Genomic DNA, 13938 nt, shown 5'->3' with positions numbered 1-13938 from the left:
CGCCCATGCCCTGGGCGGACCGCCCTCCGTGGTTTCGGCGCCGCCTACGAGCGGGCCGCCCCCGCGGCCACGCAGAATTCGTTCCCTTCCGGGTCCCGCAGCACCAGATGGTGGGTGTCCACCTCCGCGGCGACGGTCGCGCCGGCCGCCACCAACCGCTCGGCCTCCGCCGATATGCGCGCCCACCGCTCGGCCGGGGTGCCGTGGCCGGGCACCCGGATGTCGATGTGCAGACGGTTCTTCGCCGTCTTCGGCTCGGGCACCCTGAGTATCGAGAGCCGGGGGCCGTTGCCCGCCGGATCGCGGAGCCACGCCCCGTCGTCCGCGCTCTCCCCCTCCGGCAGGTCGAACTGCGCGAGCCATTCGGCACGCGTGGCGAAGGGTGCCGGCGGCGGCTCGTCCACGTACCCCAACGCCGTCTTCCAGAAGGCGGCGAGCAGTCGCGCGTCCGCGCAGTCGAGCGTCAGATCGAAGGATGCTGCCATGACGTGACCGTACTGCGCACCTCTGACAATCGCCTCTGACGTGCGGAAACGGCCCGCCGCGCGCACGGTCGAGTCCGTGGCCCGCGGACTCGGCACCCCGCACACCGACCGCTCAGGCGGTAGGCCGCCCATCCAGCGGACCGTCGACGTAGCGCGCGTCACGCTCGGCGGGGAGGACTCATCCCGATCGTCAGTTGTAGGATGACCGGGCAACCTGAAGGACGCGAGAGAGCGAGAACCATGACACTGCGGGCAGCGGGGCGGACGTCGCTCGTGGACACCGTCGTGGAGCAGTTGCGCGCGCAGGTGGCGGGTGGCACCTGGCGGGTCGGGGACCGGGTGCCGACCGAGCACGCGCTCGCCGAACAGCTCCAGGTGGGTCGTAACACCGTGCGCGAGGCCGTACGCGTCCTCTGTCACTCCGGGATGCTCCAGTCCCGACAGGGTGAGGGAACGTTCGTCGTGTCCACGGCCGACCCGGCCGCCGTCATGCGCGGCGTCCAGCGCGCCGGTATCCGGGACGTGCTGGAGCTGCGCATCGCGCTGGAGGCCGAGGGCGCCCGACTCGCCGCGCTCCGGCACAGCCCGGCCGACCTGGAACGGATGCGGGCCGCGCTCGCCGCGCAGGCCGCGCTCGCGCACGCCGACGGCCCGCCGCCGCCGGGCGCGGACCTGGAGCTGTACGCGGACCACGACGTCGCGTTCCACCGGGCCGTGGTGGACGCGGCGCACAACTCCGCGCTGAGCGCGACGTACGGCTGGTTCAGCAGCTCCGTACGCGAGGCGCTGCTCACCGCGCTCGGCGACCACGACATGCCGCACATCGACCCCGGCGACCACCACGCGGTCATCGACGCGATCGCCTCCGGCGACCCGGAGGCGGCGGAGGGCGCGGCCCGGGCGCTGCTCGCCGCCCCCATGCAGGCGGTGGACGCGCTGCTCTCCCCGAACCCCTAGCCCCACCCCCGCCCGCACACCCCCACGCGCCCGAGAGCCACTCCCCCGAACCGATCGAGACTCCCGCCCCGCAGCTCGCCACGGGCCTCGCGCCCCGCCGGGTCCCCCGGCCCACTCCGCCCGGAACCCGTCCCCGCTCACCAGCCCGGGAGCCCGTCCGGCACGCCCCCACGCCCGAGAACGACGAAAGGTAAGCCGCCTATGTCCGGGATATCCGGGCCCAGCACCGCGCCCGATGACCGGCTCATCGATGCCGAAGAGGATCTGGTCCCCACCCCACCGGTGGCCGCCGCGCGGCGCACGCTACGCGCGCACCCCGCCCTGCTCCTCGCCGGCATCGTGCTCGCCGCGCTCAACATGCGCGCGGCCCTGGCCGGCGTTTCCCCCCTGCTCGGCGAGATCAGCGACCACTTCCACCTCGCGGCGACCGCGACCAGCCTGGTCACCACCATCCCGCTGGTCTTCATGGGAGTGGCGTCGCCGCTGGCGCCGAAGCTGGCCCGCCGGTTCGGCACCGAGGCGGTGTTGCTCGCCGCGCTGGTGTTGCTGTGCGGCGGCATCCTGCTGCGGGTGGCGCCCCCGGTGGTCACGCTGTTCGTCGGTGGCGCGTTCGTCGGCACGGCCATCGCCTGGCTCAACGTGCTGATGCCGGGCCTGGTCAAGCGGGACTTCCCGGAGCGCGCGGCGGCCATGACGGCCGTGTACTCCACCGCGATGATCATCGGTGCCACCGCGTCCGCCGCCGCCGCCGTCCCGCTGGAGAACGCCCTCGGCGGCTGGCGCGGCTCCCTCGCCTCCTGGGCGCTGCTGGCCGCGGTCGCCGCGCTGTTGTGGGTTCCCCAGGCGGTCATCGCCCGCCGCGGCATCCGGCACGGCCAGCCCGCGGCAACGCCGGCCCGCCCCGCCACCACCGCGCCCGTCGGCTCCGGGTCCAAGGCCACCGCCGACCCCGACGCCTCGCGCCTGTCCCGCACCCCGCTGGCCTGGCAGATCACCCTGTTCATGGGGTCGCAGTCGCTCGTCGCGTACGTCGTGATCGCCTGGCTGCCGACCGTCTTCACCGACAACGGGATGAGCAAGTCGACAGCCGGGCTCATCTTCGCCTACAGCACGCTGCTGCAGGGCGTCGGTTCGTTCGTCGTGCCCCTCCTCGCCGGGCGCATGCGGCAACAGCGGGTGCTGGCGGTCGGCGTCGCCTCGCTGATGGCCTGCGGCGTCGTCGGGTTGCTCGTCTCACCCACGGGCGGGGCCTGGCTGTGGGCCACGCTGCTCGGCGTCGGGCAGGGCGGCGCGCTCGGCCTCGCCCTGACGATGATGGTGCTGCGCGCCCGTGACGCGCACACCGCCGCCCGACTCTCCGGCATGGCCCAGACCTGGGGCTATCTGCTGGCCGCCGCTGGCCCACTGGTCCTCGGCGCGGTACACCAGGTCACCGACGGCTGGACGCTGCCGCTGCTCCTGTTGCTCGGCGTCTGCGCGGGCCTGGCCGCCCTCGGCCTCGGCGCGGGCCGCAACCTGAAGGTCTGACCTCCCCGTACAGTTCCTCTCCCCTCCCAGCCACCCACCGCACCACGCCCACCCCGGAGCCCTCCGCTCCGGGGCGCCGGCGCGTACGCCACCGACCCCGTCGAGCCGTGATCACGCGCTGTTCCCCGGGGGCGGTCAGGGGTACGACGCCGTGGGCGGCGCGGGGCGGAGTCGTAGGGGCAGACCCGCGGGGGTGGGCCCGCAGGGGTCGGCCCACAGGGGTCGGCGCGGGCCGGGTCAGGGCCCTGGCCCGGCCCGGCGTTGGCGCCTCTCGCCGGCTCCGCCCGGGGCGGGGCGCGGCGGTTCAGGCCGGGCCCCGGCACTCCACCTCGTGCAGCCGCCGCGTGTCGACGTCGTAGATGAAACCGCGTACCGACTCCTTGTGGGGCACGAACGGGTTCAACCGGACCCGGGCCACCGACTGCCGCACGTCCTCCTCAAGCCGCTCGAACCCCTCCGCCGCCCACGGGGGCCGCACCCCCGTCTCCGCCTCGATGTCCCGCTTGAACGAGTCGTCCGACAGGCCGAGCATCCCGCACTTGGTGTGGTGGATCAGCATCACCTCCCGCGTCAACAACTCCCGCTGGCTGACGACGAGCGACCGAATCGCGTCATCGCTGGCCGCTCCTCCCGCGTTGCGGATGACGTGTGCCTCGCCGAGTTTGAGGCCGAGCATCGCGTACACGTCGATCCGCGCGTCCATGCAGGTGATCACCGCCAGGTGCCTACTGGGCGGCTCGCCGGAGGGTGCGACGGAAGCCGAGGTCGCGTACGACTCGTTGTTGGCCAGGTAGATGTCGGTGACGGACACGGGGAGCCCTGCTTTCTGTAGCCGACTCCCCGCACCGTAGGAAGTTCGGCGGCCGTACGGGACGCGCGCGCCGACGCATACACGCAACCGCAGTACGGCACGCCCGCCACCCGGACGCATTCCGACCCCGCCCCTCCGCACCACGCGGCCCCCGCCCGCCGCACGGCTCCTGCACCGCCTTGCCCCGCCTCGGCGCCGCCGTCCGGCTCACGCCGAGCCGCGCGCCGCGCCCGCTGGGGCCGCCGCGGCCACATCGGCGGGTGGCCTCCGGCGCCGCACCCGGGCCCCGGCGATGGCGGCGACCATGCCTAGCCGCAACCACCTGGCCAGTGCGTTCACACCGCGATGCACCTCCATCTGTCTCCGCCCCGGCCCACGCCGGCGATTGCTGCCTCATCCCGTCAGCAACCCGTCTGCCCAACGCTCGCAACACGGACGGCGCTTCGTCGGGGTGGAGTCGTATCTCGGTTTCGCCGGACTTCGAGCGGAAGGCGACGCTGATCTTGTCCGCCGACACCGGGAGCAGCGGGGGCCAGGGGCCCAGCGTCTGTTGCCCTCGCCCCTTCTCCTGCCATGCGGTTGGGTATGGGCCCACCGCGAGGTAGCCGTTCTTCCACTGCCCGCCGCCGGTCAGTCGCGCGTCCCGCACGTCGCAGGGGACCAGTGCCGTCTCTCCCCGGGTGAGACGGCACAGCCGCTGCTGTCGCCCGCACCGCTGGGCCCACGCGAACGGGTTGGCGTACGCGAGGGCTTTCGCGACGACACGGAACACGACGAGGATCAAATCGGGCATGGGGCGATTCCAACAGGCTGTCGTGGACCTCCCCGTAACGACCGCCCTGCCTTTAGCGGGAGGACAGCGCTCCCGGGCACGGATCGGCGCGCGGAGGCGGTGCGGTGGGCTCATGCCGGTTGTCCAGCCGCGCGGGCCTCTGCCTGGTCAGGGATCGGGTGGATGTCGAGCCGCTCCAGGATCCGGCGCAGCTCGGCCACCTGGGCCTCCGGTAGTGGCAGCAGGGGCGGCCTGGGTCTGCCGACGGCTCGGCCACGGATCTCCAGGCCGGCCTTGACCGCCCGCGGTAGCCCGTACCCCACGATGAACCGCAAGAACGGCAGCAGCTCCGCCAGTACCGCATCGGCCCGCTCCTGATCCCCGGCCGTCGCCGCGGCGTACAACTCCAGGCACCACCGCGGGGCCAGGCAGGGCGCCGCGGTGCACCAGCCGACCGCGCCGGCGCGGAAGGCTTCGAGGGCGAGCGGATTGCTCCCGTTGTAGACCGACAACGCGCCGTCCGACAGTTCCCGGATGGCGCGGAAGCGTGTCGCGTCGCCGGAACTCTCCTTGACCATCGTCAGGTTGGAGATCTGCCGCGCGAGAGCCACCACCGTCTCCGGTGGCAGGTCGACGCCGCTCGTGCCCGGGTTGTTGTAGAGCATGACCGGCAGGTCGCTCGCGTCGGCGACGGCGGCGAAGTGCCGCGCGAGTTCCGCGTCGGTCAGCTTCCAGTACACCTGCGGGAGCACCATGATCGCGGTGGCGCCGTGCCGGGCGGCCACGCGGGCGCGACGTACCGTGCCCTCCGTGCTGTAGTGCGCGACGCCGACGACCGTGGGGACCCGTCCGGCGACGGCGCCGAGCGTCGTATCGCAGACGGCGTCCCATTCCGTCTCGCTGAGGTAGGCGCTCTCGCCGGTGCTGCCCAGGGGGGCGATGCCGTGGCTGCCGGCGGTCACGAGGTCGTCGGTGAGGCGGTGCAGCGCGGGGAGGTCGAGCGCACCGGTCTCCGGGGTGAACGGGGTGACGGGGTAGGAGATGACGCCGGTCAACGGTGGCTGTGTCGAGGAGGGTTGCGCCGTCCATGTCCGCGCCATCAGAGGTGCACCTCGCCCGTGACGCAGTCGGGGTGGCGGCGGAGGGCCTTGCGCGCGTAGTAGGCGAAGTTCGCCTGGTTGCGGCGGTCGGTGGAGGTCCAGTCGTGGGCCTCGCGGGCCAGCTCGGGCGGCAGTGGCTTGATGGTCCCGGCCGCCATGGCCAGGAGTTGCAGGCGCGCCGCGCGCTCGATGAGCAGGGCCAGGTTGCACGCCTCCTCGACGGTGGCACCGGTGACGAGTTGGCCGTGGTGGGCCAGGAGGATGGCGCGCTTGTCGCCGAGGGCGGCCGAGATGATCTCGCCCTCCTCGTTCCCGACCGGGACCCCGGGCCAGTCCTTGAGGAAGGCGACGTCGTCGTACAACGGCGTGGTGTCCATCTGCGAGACCACGAGCGGGACTTCCAGCATCGCGAGCGCCGCCGTGTGCAACGCGTGGGTGTGGACGATGCAGTTGACGTCCTCGCGGGCCCGGTAGATCCAGGAGTGGAAGCGGTTGGCGGGGTTGGGCATGCCCTCGCCCTCAAGGACCTGGAGGTCCTCGTCCACCAGGAGGAGGTTGTCCTCGGTGATCTCGTCGAAGCCGAGGCCCAGACGCTGGGTGTAGTACGTGCCGGGTTGCGGGCCGCGCGCGCTGATCTGGCCGGCCAGTCCCGAATCGTGTCCGCCGTCGTAGGCGATGCGGCAGGTCAAGGCGATCTTCTGGCGGGTGGTCAACTTCGAGTCTCCGAAGTGGCCGTTCATCTGGTGCTCGGCGCGGTCCACGAGCACGGCCTTCGAGTCCTGCAGCGTGTTTGCCATGGTCTGCTCCAGTTCCGAGGCGCCGGCGATGCCGACGCGCCCCGTCGTCCGGCGTTGCGCCTGCTGTGCGCAGCACCTCTGCGAGGAAACTATGTTCACCATAGGACACCTTGTGTCCTGTCGCAAGGGTTCGGCGCCACGACGTTCCGACGGTGCGAGACCACCCGCGGGGCGGGCCGCGCGGCGCGCAGTCGCTGCCGCTCCTGCCGTCCGCCAGCCGGCGCCACCGGCCGACGGGGCCGACCGGGGCCGGGCCAGCGCTGGGCCGGCGGGACATACTTGGTGTCCCGCCCGGCCGAACCCAGCCCGCGCGGGGTGGCGTGAAGGGGAGAAGTCAGTGATCAATCGGGTACGGCAGCTACGTAAGGAGCGCCTGCTGACCCTGGAGGCGCTCGCCGAGCGCACCGGGGTCACGAAGAGCTACCTGTCCAAGGTCGAGCGCGGCTACAGCACCCCGTCCATCGCGGTCAGCGTGTCGCTCGCCAAGGCCCTGCACGTCCCGCTGGGCAACTTGTTCACCGACGCGACGGACGCCTCCGAGATCACCGTCACGCGGGCCGGCGAGCGTCAGGTGCTCTCCTCCGACGAGGAGCCAGGCAGCCGGTACGAGGGGATAGCCCTGGAGGCGGGTGACAAGCGGATGACACCGTTCATGCTCTACCCACCGCACGACGCCGGGCCGGCGCCGTTCCGGGACCATCCGGGCGAGGAGTTCGTCTTCGTTCACGCCGGGAGCGCCGAACTGATCTTCCCCTCGATGACCGTCCCCCTCGAACCGGGCGACTCCGTCTACTTCAAGGCGACCACGCCGCACAAGGTCCGCTCCACGAGCGCCGAGCGCGCCGCCGTACTCCTGCTGGTCAGCGACGACCGGGAGGCGGCACAGACCGCCCACCCACACCTGCCCTGACACGGCCCGCAGCACCTCGGGGCGGGCACCGGTGGGAGCCACGGGACGGGCGACAGCGCCGCCCGACGCGAATGGCGCCCCAGAGGATGCGGCGGGGGAAACGACGTGCACGGTCAGGCAACCGCACAACCGAGCCTCACATGGGCGGGCGAAGCGCTCACCCAAGGAGGCCCGCCCCTCGTGGACGGTGGCGTGCACGCCAGCCTCGACCGCCCGCCGCCCACCACGCATCCGTACCGCTGTCGGGCGTGGGCCCGGACTCGCGCCGGCGCCCGGACTGCCGCCGAGCGCGGCCTCCCTCACTGTGCCCGGTGTACCTCCACGCCTTCCGGTAGGCCGAAGCGCTCCAACAGGTCCGAGTACCAGCCGTCGCGCAGGGCCGCCTCCACGGGCTCGGGCGGGCAGCAGGTCAGGCCGGCCTCCTCGGCCCAGGTCAGGGCGTCGGCAACGGCCTGACTCCGGTGATAGTCAGGCGGCATCGCCTCATAGGCCGTCGCCGCCTCCTCGGAGAACACCCCCTCCCAGCGCCGGCCCGACGGCGTCGCCCCGTACGCCACCGCGCAGTCCTCGTCCATCACGTAGATCGCCATGGCCGGGGCGCCCGTCGTCGCGACCAGCTCTGCCACCGACGGGCTCGGCCGTACCCCCCAGCCGTCATTCAGCCACAGTTCGCGCCAGTCCCCCCGGACGTACTCCGCCAAGACCGCGCTCCCGTGGGCGGCGACGGCGGGCTCCTTCGCTAGCGTGTCATCGCCCTTGGCGACGATGATCCAACCCGAGTACCCCATGCCACAGACGCTACTCGCCACCTCTGACAACACCCCCCACGGCAACCCCCATGCCAACGGTCAAAAACTGTTCAACCTTTGGTTTGTACAAGTGCCGTTGAGGTGGCGGCCACCTAGAGGTGGCGGGCCGATGGCCGTACGGTGCCCACGCGGTCGCCCTCCCGTGTGATGGCCGGTTCCATACCCTCTACGTGGCACCGCGCCCGTGTCAGCGGTCATCTCCAGGCGACGCGAGGGGGGTTCGACCCCACGACGAAGGCGCTCCCGCCACGCGCGTGCGTCCAGCCCGGCCAGTCCAGGCCGGAGCCGGGCGGCGACGAGCGCGACGCCACCAGCCCTCAGCGCCACGCCACCCGCCGCGCGCCCGCACCCGACGACTGCCAATCGTCGGGTGGAGGCGCGGTGGTCCCGTTACTCCTCGCCGGCCAGCGTGAGGCCGCGCAGCTTCTGGCCCGCGTACCAGGTGGCGGCCACCGTGACGCCGACGAGCAGCACGACGGCCACCGGAAGGCCCACGTCGGAGGTGATGACGTCGCCCTGTCCGATCTTCTCGGCGGCGGCCAGCGACCACTGCTGGACGCTGAGTTGGCGCGCGCCGGAGACGTACGTACCGAACACGGACTCCCACACCAGCGCGTACACCAGGCCGGCGACGACCGCGTGCCGGGTGACGGTGCCGAGCAGCAGGAAGATGGCGCTGTAGGCGATGGAGGCCATGGCGGCGGCCGAGGTGTACGCGCTGGCTATGCCCTGGCTGTTGCCGTTCAGGATCAGGCCGGCGATCAGGGTGGGTATGGCGGAGAAGGCCATCGTGACGCCGACCGCGACAAAGAGCTTGGTGACGATGATCGTTGGCCGCTTCACCGGCTTGGCCAGCAGATACACCACCGAACCGTCGTCGATCTCCGGGCCGATGGCGCCGGTACCCGCGATGACGCCGATGAGCGGGACCATCACGGACAGCGCGAAGCCGCCCAGGATCGCGTCGGCGGTGGCGTCGTCGGCGCCCGTCATCAGCCGGATCGCGATCGAGATCACGATCAGCAGCGCGGGCAGCGAGAAGAGGATCAGTGCGCGGCGCCGGCCGAGCAACGCCCGGTAGGTGAGCCGGGCGACCGTGGGGTTGTACATCGCTGAGGGCTCCTTGCGTTATGCCGCGACGAGGTAGGAGAAGACGCTCTCCAGGGACTCGTCCGAAGGCGAGACCGTGAGGAGCGTGATGCCGTGCTCGCGGGCGACGCGCGGCAGCAGTTCGGTGAACCGGTTGAAGTCGACGGCCTGGATGCGCAGCGCGCCCTCCGCGGCGTCCACCTCGATGCCCGCCGTGGAGGCGTCCGCGATCAGCGCGGCGGCCAGCGCACGGTCGTCGCTGGAGCGCACCAGGTAGCGGTGCGGGCGGTCGATCATCAGCCGGCGGATCTTGCGGAAATCACCCGACGCGGCGTGCCGACCGGCGACGATCACCTCGATGTGCGCGGCCAGTTGCTCGACCTCCTCGAGGATGTGCGAGGAGAACAGCACGGTGCGCCCCTCGGCGCCCATCTGTCGCAGCAGGTCCATGAGCTGCATCCGCTGGCGCGGGTCCATGCCGTTGAACGGCTCGTCGAGCAGCAGCACGGACGGGTCGTGGACCAGCGCGGACGCCATCTTCACGCGTTGCCGCATGCCCTTGCTGTACGTGGAGATCTTGCGGCCCGCCGCGTACTCCATCTCCACCGTGGCCAGCGCCCGCTGTGCGGCGGCGCGCGGCTTGGGGAGCCCGTGCAGTTCGGCGTTGGCCAGCACGAACTCCTGCCCGGTGAGGAAGTCGTACATCGACTCGCGCTCGGGCACGATGCCGATGTGCCGGTAGCTCTGCTCGTTGCGCCAGATCTGCGTGCCGTCCAGCGTGACGGAGCCGGTGGAGGGCGCGAGGAAGCCGCCCATCATGTTGATCAGCGTGGACTTGCCGGCGCCGTTGGGGCCGAGCAGGCCGGTCACACCCGGGCCGATGGTCATCGTCACGTCGTTGACGGCGACGACGTTCCCGAACCAGCGCGAGACGTTGTCGATGATGAGAGTGCTCATGGGCGCGGCCCATTCCTTCGAGGGGTGGTGGCGGGCGACGGACGGGCGGACGCGTCCGAGAGGCGGCGGTGACCGTGCGGGTGGCGCGCCAGCGGTCGATCGATCGCGGTCGCGGATCGATCAGCCGGGCGCCCCGCTCGCACGCGGTTGATCACAGCCCGACCTTCCGGTAGCGCCGGACCAGCAGCCCGTACGCGCCGGCGACCAGCACGGCGTACACCAGCAGGTACACGACGCCAACCGCTGCGTCCGGGCCGAACTGCCCGGGCGCGGCGGACGTCGCGCCGAGGAAGGCGGATCCGATGCCGTCGATGAGCGTGATCGGTGAGAAGAGGCCGATCCACTCGATCGCGCCGGTCTCGCCCTGCTCGTCGGCTATGCCCTGCATCACGCTGACCGCACCGTACGAGATGGTCAACACGGCGATGACGGCGGCCACGCCGAAGCCGCGGCGCGGTGTGAGTGCGGCGATCACCAGGCCGATGCCGGCGAAGAGGAGCGAGAGCAGAGCCACGGACAGCATTCCCTGTGCGAACCCCTTCGTCTGGTCCACGAAATCGAGCTTTCCGAGCAGCGCCCCCACATAGAGGATCAGCACGGGTGTCGCGGTGAGCAGGAAGATGGCCGAGGCCATCGCGGCGAACTTCGCGACCACGTAGTCGGTCGTCTCGATCGGCCGCGAGAAGTACAGCGGCACGGTCTTGAAGCGCAGGTCGCGCGAGACCGACTGGGGTGCCTGAGCGGCCACGAACAGGCCGATCACGGCCTGCAGGATGATCGCGTACCGCGTGTACTCGACCGGCAGTTCATCGGTCTTGGTGGCCACGGCGACCGCCACGATGATTCCCGCGGGCAGGCACATCACGCCGACCAGCAGCATCGGCAGCACCTTGGACTTGGCGGAACGGCCGAGCCCGTAGGCGCCGCGCAGGCTCTGCGAGAAGAGCGAGCGGCGGGCGTAGGCGCGGCCGAGGCGCGGGCCGTCGTAGTGCCGGTAGCCGATGTTGTGGATGACATCGGCGGCCGGCGCCGCGCCGCGCGGGGCCTGCCGCGCGCCGGGCGCATCGCCGGCTTGCGTCTTAGGCGACATCGCCGCTGCCTCCTTCCTGGTGCTGGCGCGCGGCGTCCTGCTGCGCGGGGTGCTGGTGAGCGGGCGAGTGCGGGGCAGCGGACCGCGGGGCGGGCTCGCCGACCGCGGGCTGCGAAGGGGACGGCTGCGGCCTGGCCCCGGGGGACGGGCCGGCCGTCGCGGAGTCGGTGCGGAACACCTCCGCTATGCGGTGCCTGCGCTGCTCCATCCGCACCAGGCCGAGGCCGAGTCCGGCGACCGCGTCGCGCACCGCGTCGTACGTCGGATCGCCGGTGACCTCGACGAACAGAACCCGGGTGGACGTCGGCGAGCCGTCCGCCTCCCGCTCGGCCGTGGCCACCGCGATCCCCGCGCCTTCGAGCGCCTTACGCAGCGCGGCCGTGCCGTCCGGATGCGCGTCGCTGTCCGTGACCTCCACCGCGAGCGAGGCCGTGGCCTGGGTGAAGTCGTCGGTCGACGAGGACCGTAGCAACGTGCCGCCGTCGATGACGACGACGTGGTCGCAGGTGCGCTCCAACTCGCCGAGCAGGTGCGAGGTCACCAGGACGGAGATGCCGAAGTCGGTGTGCACGCGGCGGATCAGGCCGAGCATCTCGTCCCGGCCGACCGGGTCGAGGCCGTTGGTCGGCTCGTCGAGCAGCACGAGCTGCGGATCGTGGACGAGCGCCTGCGCGAGCTTGACCCGCTGCTTCATGCCGGTCGAGTAGCCGCCGATCGGGCGGTACCGCTCCTCGTACAGACCGACGTGGCGCAGCGTGTCCGCCGTGCGCTCGCGCGCGGCGGACGGTGGCAGCCCGGACATGCGCGCCATGTGCACGACGAACTCGGTCGCCGAGACGTCCGGCGGCAGACAGTCGTGCTCGGGCATGTACCCGACCCGCTCTCTGATCGCCCCGCCTTCGCTGGCGACATCGAGGCCGAGCACGGCGGCCTTCCCCTCGCTGGCGGGCGAGAGGCCGAGCAGGATCTTGATCAGCGTGGACTTGCCGGCGCCGTTGGCGCCCACCAGTCCGGTCACGCCCGGGGCGATGTCGAGAGAGAGCCGGTCCAGGGCGGTCACCCGGGGGAACCGCTTGCTCAGACCTTCGGTAGCGATCACAGTCACGTGTTCGAAGGTAGTGCCGCTTCTGGCTTCCGGCGTCCCTCCACGGGCCCCTTCGCCCTACGACCGGAGTCGTAGGAGCCCGTAGGGGTACGGGCCCGAAGGAGAACACCCGGCGTACTCCTTCGTCGCTCCGACCTGGCATGACCAGCGGTTTCGACGTAAGGGTCGGGGTGAGGGTGGCCCTGCCCCACAAGGACGCTCCGCGGGCGGTGCCAGGTGTTACCGAGGGTTTTCCACAGGCTGGTCGGAGCTATTGACGTAGCCGGCGCTCATTGTCACATTCATCAGTGTCAAGTTGCGGGGCCGGAAGACGGGCCTTCCCGAACCTTCCGTGTCCGTTGGCCTCCCCTGTCCGCGGGCCTGCCCTCGGCCCGGGACCGCAACGGGGCTTCATGACCTAGGGACGGGACGGGTGTCATGACCACATCGGTGGACGATCGGCTCAGCGCGCGACGCGCCGGCCGCGCGCCCGAGCTGCGCGGGTTCCGCGAGGTGCAGCGGCTCGCCTACGAATGCGCGGAGGCCGTCGCCGGGCAGTTGCGCCCCGGCGTGAGCGAGCGCGAGGCGGCGCGGATGCAGCGGGAATGGCTACGCGAGCGCGGCGTGCGCGACTGGTTCCACCTGCCGTTCGCATGGTTCGGCGACCGCACGGCCTTCACCAACTTCCGCTTCCCGCTCCAGTTCTTCCCCACCAACCGGAAGCTGGAGCCGGGGATGCCGTTCATCCTCGACATGGCCCCGATACTGAACGGCTACACGGCGGACATCGGCTACTCCGGCTGCCTCGGCCCGAGCCCACTGCACGACAGGCTGCTCGCCGACCTGGAGGCACACCGCGAGTTGATGCTGCGCGAGGTGCGGGAGCGGCGCCCGCTGCGCGAGATATACGAGGACGTGGAGCGGCTGATGGCCCGGCAGGGATACACCAACCGCCACCGCGCCTACCCCTTCGGCGTCATCGCCCACAAGGTCGACCGGGTCAAGCAGCGCCGCTGGGCGCCCACGGCCTTCGGGTTCGGCACGCAGAGCCTCAGGGGCCTGGCCAGCGACGCGCTGCACGGGCACCGGGAGGGCTGGTCGCCGCTATGGAGCCCGTACCGCTTCTCCGACCACCCACCCCAGCCCGGCCTGTGGGCCGTGGAACCGCACCTCGGCTTCCGGGGCGTGGGCGCCAAGTTCGAGGAAATACTCGTCGTCACCGATTCCAAGGATTTGGAAGAAAGCGCCTTTTGGCTGGACGACGACCTCCCGCACGTGCGGCGGTGGGCTGAGGAGAAGACGGCGTGAGCGCACGCGCCGGAAGGCCGGACGGCGAGCGCCGGGTACGACGGGCTTCGATCGCGAAGACGAGATCGACGGCGCTGTCGGGGACGGCGAATTGGCTTCACGGGCCGATCCCGCGACGCGGGCGGGGCCCGCACCGGTGGTAACGGCGTGACGAGCGGAGGCGGCACGGGCGCGCGAGGCGTCGCGAAGGTCAGCGGCTCCCGGGCGATCAGCAGGATCAGGGCAGCGAACAAGGCCGTGGA

The 13938-nt window shown here is 71.7% G+C and carries 13 protein-coding genes; 4 read left to right on the top strand and 9 right to left on the bottom strand.

Going from position 1 to position 13938, the window contains the following annotated elements; translation table 11 throughout:
* Positions 1-44: 44 nt before the first annotated feature.
* Positions 45-485, bottom strand: coding sequence for a VOC family protein (locus H7H31_RS16775; RefSeq protein ID WP_187059649.1), 441 nt, complete (start codon positions 483-485; stop codon positions 45-47).
* A gap of 240 nt (positions 486-725) precedes the next feature.
* Between H7H31_RS16775 and H7H31_RS16770 the strand changes: the two genes are divergently transcribed.
* Together H7H31_RS16770 and H7H31_RS16765 are read left to right on the top strand one after the other, a co-directional pair.
* A complete protein-coding gene (locus H7H31_RS16770) occupies positions 726-1442 on the top strand; it encodes a FadR/GntR family transcriptional regulator (RefSeq protein ID WP_187117950.1) in 717 nt (238 codons plus the stop codon).
* Between the two features lie 201 nt (positions 1443-1643).
* Entirely contained in the window at positions 1644-2969 is a 1326-nt protein-coding gene (locus H7H31_RS16765; RefSeq protein WP_187059621.1) for a CynX/NimT family MFS transporter, read from the top strand.
* A gap of 304 nt (positions 2970-3273) precedes the next feature.
* Here the strand turns inward: H7H31_RS16765 and H7H31_RS16760 are convergent, their stop codons facing one another.
* The 3 genes from H7H31_RS16760 to H7H31_RS16750 form a co-directional block, all read right to left on the bottom strand.
* Positions 3274-3780, bottom strand: a complete 507-nt coding sequence (locus tag H7H31_RS16760; protein WP_187062680.1) for a beta-class carbonic anhydrase — start codon at positions 3778-3780, stop codon at positions 3274-3276.
* Between the two features lie 903 nt (positions 3781-4683).
* Positions 4684-5652 (bottom strand): dihydrodipicolinate synthase family protein, encoded by a 969-nt coding sequence (locus H7H31_RS16755; protein ID WP_187062679.1) that lies wholly within the window; start codon positions 5650-5652, stop codon positions 4684-4686.
* Positions 5652-6449 (bottom strand): aldolase, encoded by a 798-nt coding sequence (locus tag H7H31_RS16750; protein ID WP_187062678.1) that lies wholly within the window; start codon positions 6447-6449, stop codon positions 5652-5654. Before H7H31_RS16750 ends, H7H31_RS16755 begins: the two co-directional genes overlap by 1 nt.
* 337 nt (positions 6450-6786) lie before the next feature.
* On the opposite strand from H7H31_RS16750, the gene H7H31_RS16745 reads away from it, so the two are divergent.
* Positions 6787-7359 (top strand): helix-turn-helix domain-containing protein, encoded by a 573-nt coding sequence (locus tag H7H31_RS16745; protein ID WP_176162838.1) that lies wholly within the window; start codon positions 6787-6789, stop codon positions 7357-7359.
* Between the two features lie 299 nt (positions 7360-7658).
* On the opposite strand, the gene H7H31_RS16740 is transcribed toward H7H31_RS16745, so the two are convergent.
* From H7H31_RS16740 to H7H31_RS16720, 5 genes are all read right to left on the bottom strand, one after another.
* Entirely contained in the window at positions 7659-8147 is a 489-nt protein-coding gene (locus tag H7H31_RS16740) for a hypothetical protein (RefSeq protein WP_187062677.1), read from the bottom strand.
* Between the two features lie 411 nt (positions 8148-8558).
* Entirely contained in the window at positions 8559-9278 is a 720-nt protein-coding gene (locus tag H7H31_RS16735) for an ABC transporter permease (protein ID WP_187062676.1), read from the bottom strand.
* A gap of 18 nt (positions 9279-9296) precedes the next feature.
* The gene (locus H7H31_RS16730) at positions 9297-10214 is read right to left on the bottom strand and encodes an ABC transporter ATP-binding protein (RefSeq protein ID WP_187062675.1); all 918 of its coding nucleotides are present in this window, start codon (positions 10212-10214) and stop codon (positions 9297-9299) included.
* Positions 10215-10365: 151 nt separating this feature from the next.
* On the bottom strand, positions 10366-11304 hold the full coding sequence (locus tag H7H31_RS16725) for an ABC transporter permease (RefSeq protein ID WP_176162842.1): 939 nt from the start codon (positions 11302-11304) through the stop codon (positions 10366-10368).
* A complete protein-coding gene (locus H7H31_RS16720) occupies positions 11294-12403 on the bottom strand; it encodes an ABC transporter ATP-binding protein (RefSeq protein ID WP_187062684.1) in 1110 nt (369 codons plus the stop codon). The genes H7H31_RS16725 and H7H31_RS16720 overlap by 11 nt, the downstream gene beginning before the upstream one ends.
* A 423-nt stretch (positions 12404-12826) precedes the next feature.
* Between H7H31_RS16720 and H7H31_RS16715 the strand changes: the two genes are divergently transcribed.
* Positions 12827-13696, top strand: a complete 870-nt coding sequence (locus tag H7H31_RS16715) for a M24 family metallopeptidase (protein WP_187062674.1) — start codon at positions 12827-12829, stop codon at positions 13694-13696.
* Positions 13697-13938: the final 242 nt, after the last annotated feature.

The sequence above is a fragment of the Streptomyces buecherae genome (assembly GCF_014295035.1).
Lineage (GTDB): Bacteria > Actinomycetota > Actinomycetes > Streptomycetales > Streptomycetaceae > Streptomyces > Streptomyces youssoufiensis.
This window is presented reverse-complemented; position numbering and strand designations above follow the sequence as displayed.

Excerpts from the sequence above, each read along its gene's own strand:
- H7H31_RS16750 (WP_187062678.1), bottom strand. The coding sequence starts at position 6,449 with ATGGCAAACACGCTGCAGGACTCGAAGGCCGTGCTCGTGGACCGCGCC.
- H7H31_RS16770 (WP_187117950.1), top strand. The coding sequence starts at position 726 with ATGACACTGCGGGCAGCGGGGCGGACGTCGCTCGTGGACACCGTCGTG.
- H7H31_RS16730 (WP_187062675.1), bottom strand. The coding sequence starts at position 10,214 with ATGAGCACTCTCATCATCGACAACGTCTCGCGCTGGTTCGGGAACGTC.
- H7H31_RS16715 (WP_187062674.1), top strand. The coding sequence starts at position 12,827 with ATGACCACATCGGTGGACGATCGGCTCAGCGCGCGACGCGCCGGCCGC.
- H7H31_RS16740 (WP_187062677.1), bottom strand. The coding sequence starts at position 8,147 with ATGGGGTACTCGGGTTGGATCATCGTCGCCAAGGGCGATGACACGCTA.
- H7H31_RS16765 (WP_187059621.1), top strand. The coding sequence starts at position 1,644 with ATGTCCGGGATATCCGGGCCCAGCACCGCGCCCGATGACCGGCTCATC.
- H7H31_RS16725 (WP_176162842.1), bottom strand. The coding sequence starts at position 11,304 with ATGTCGCCTAAGACGCAAGCCGGCGATGCGCCCGGCGCGCGGCAGGCC.
- H7H31_RS16735 (WP_187062676.1), bottom strand. The coding sequence starts at position 9,278 with ATGTACAACCCCACGGTCGCCCGGCTCACCTACCGGGCGTTGCTCGGC.
- H7H31_RS16775 (WP_187059649.1), bottom strand. The coding sequence starts at position 485 with ATGGCAGCATCCTTCGATCTGACGCTCGACTGCGCGGACGCGCGACTG.
- H7H31_RS16755 (WP_187062679.1), bottom strand. The coding sequence starts at position 5,652 with ATGGCGCGGACATGGACGGCGCAACCCTCCTCGACACAGCCACCGTTG.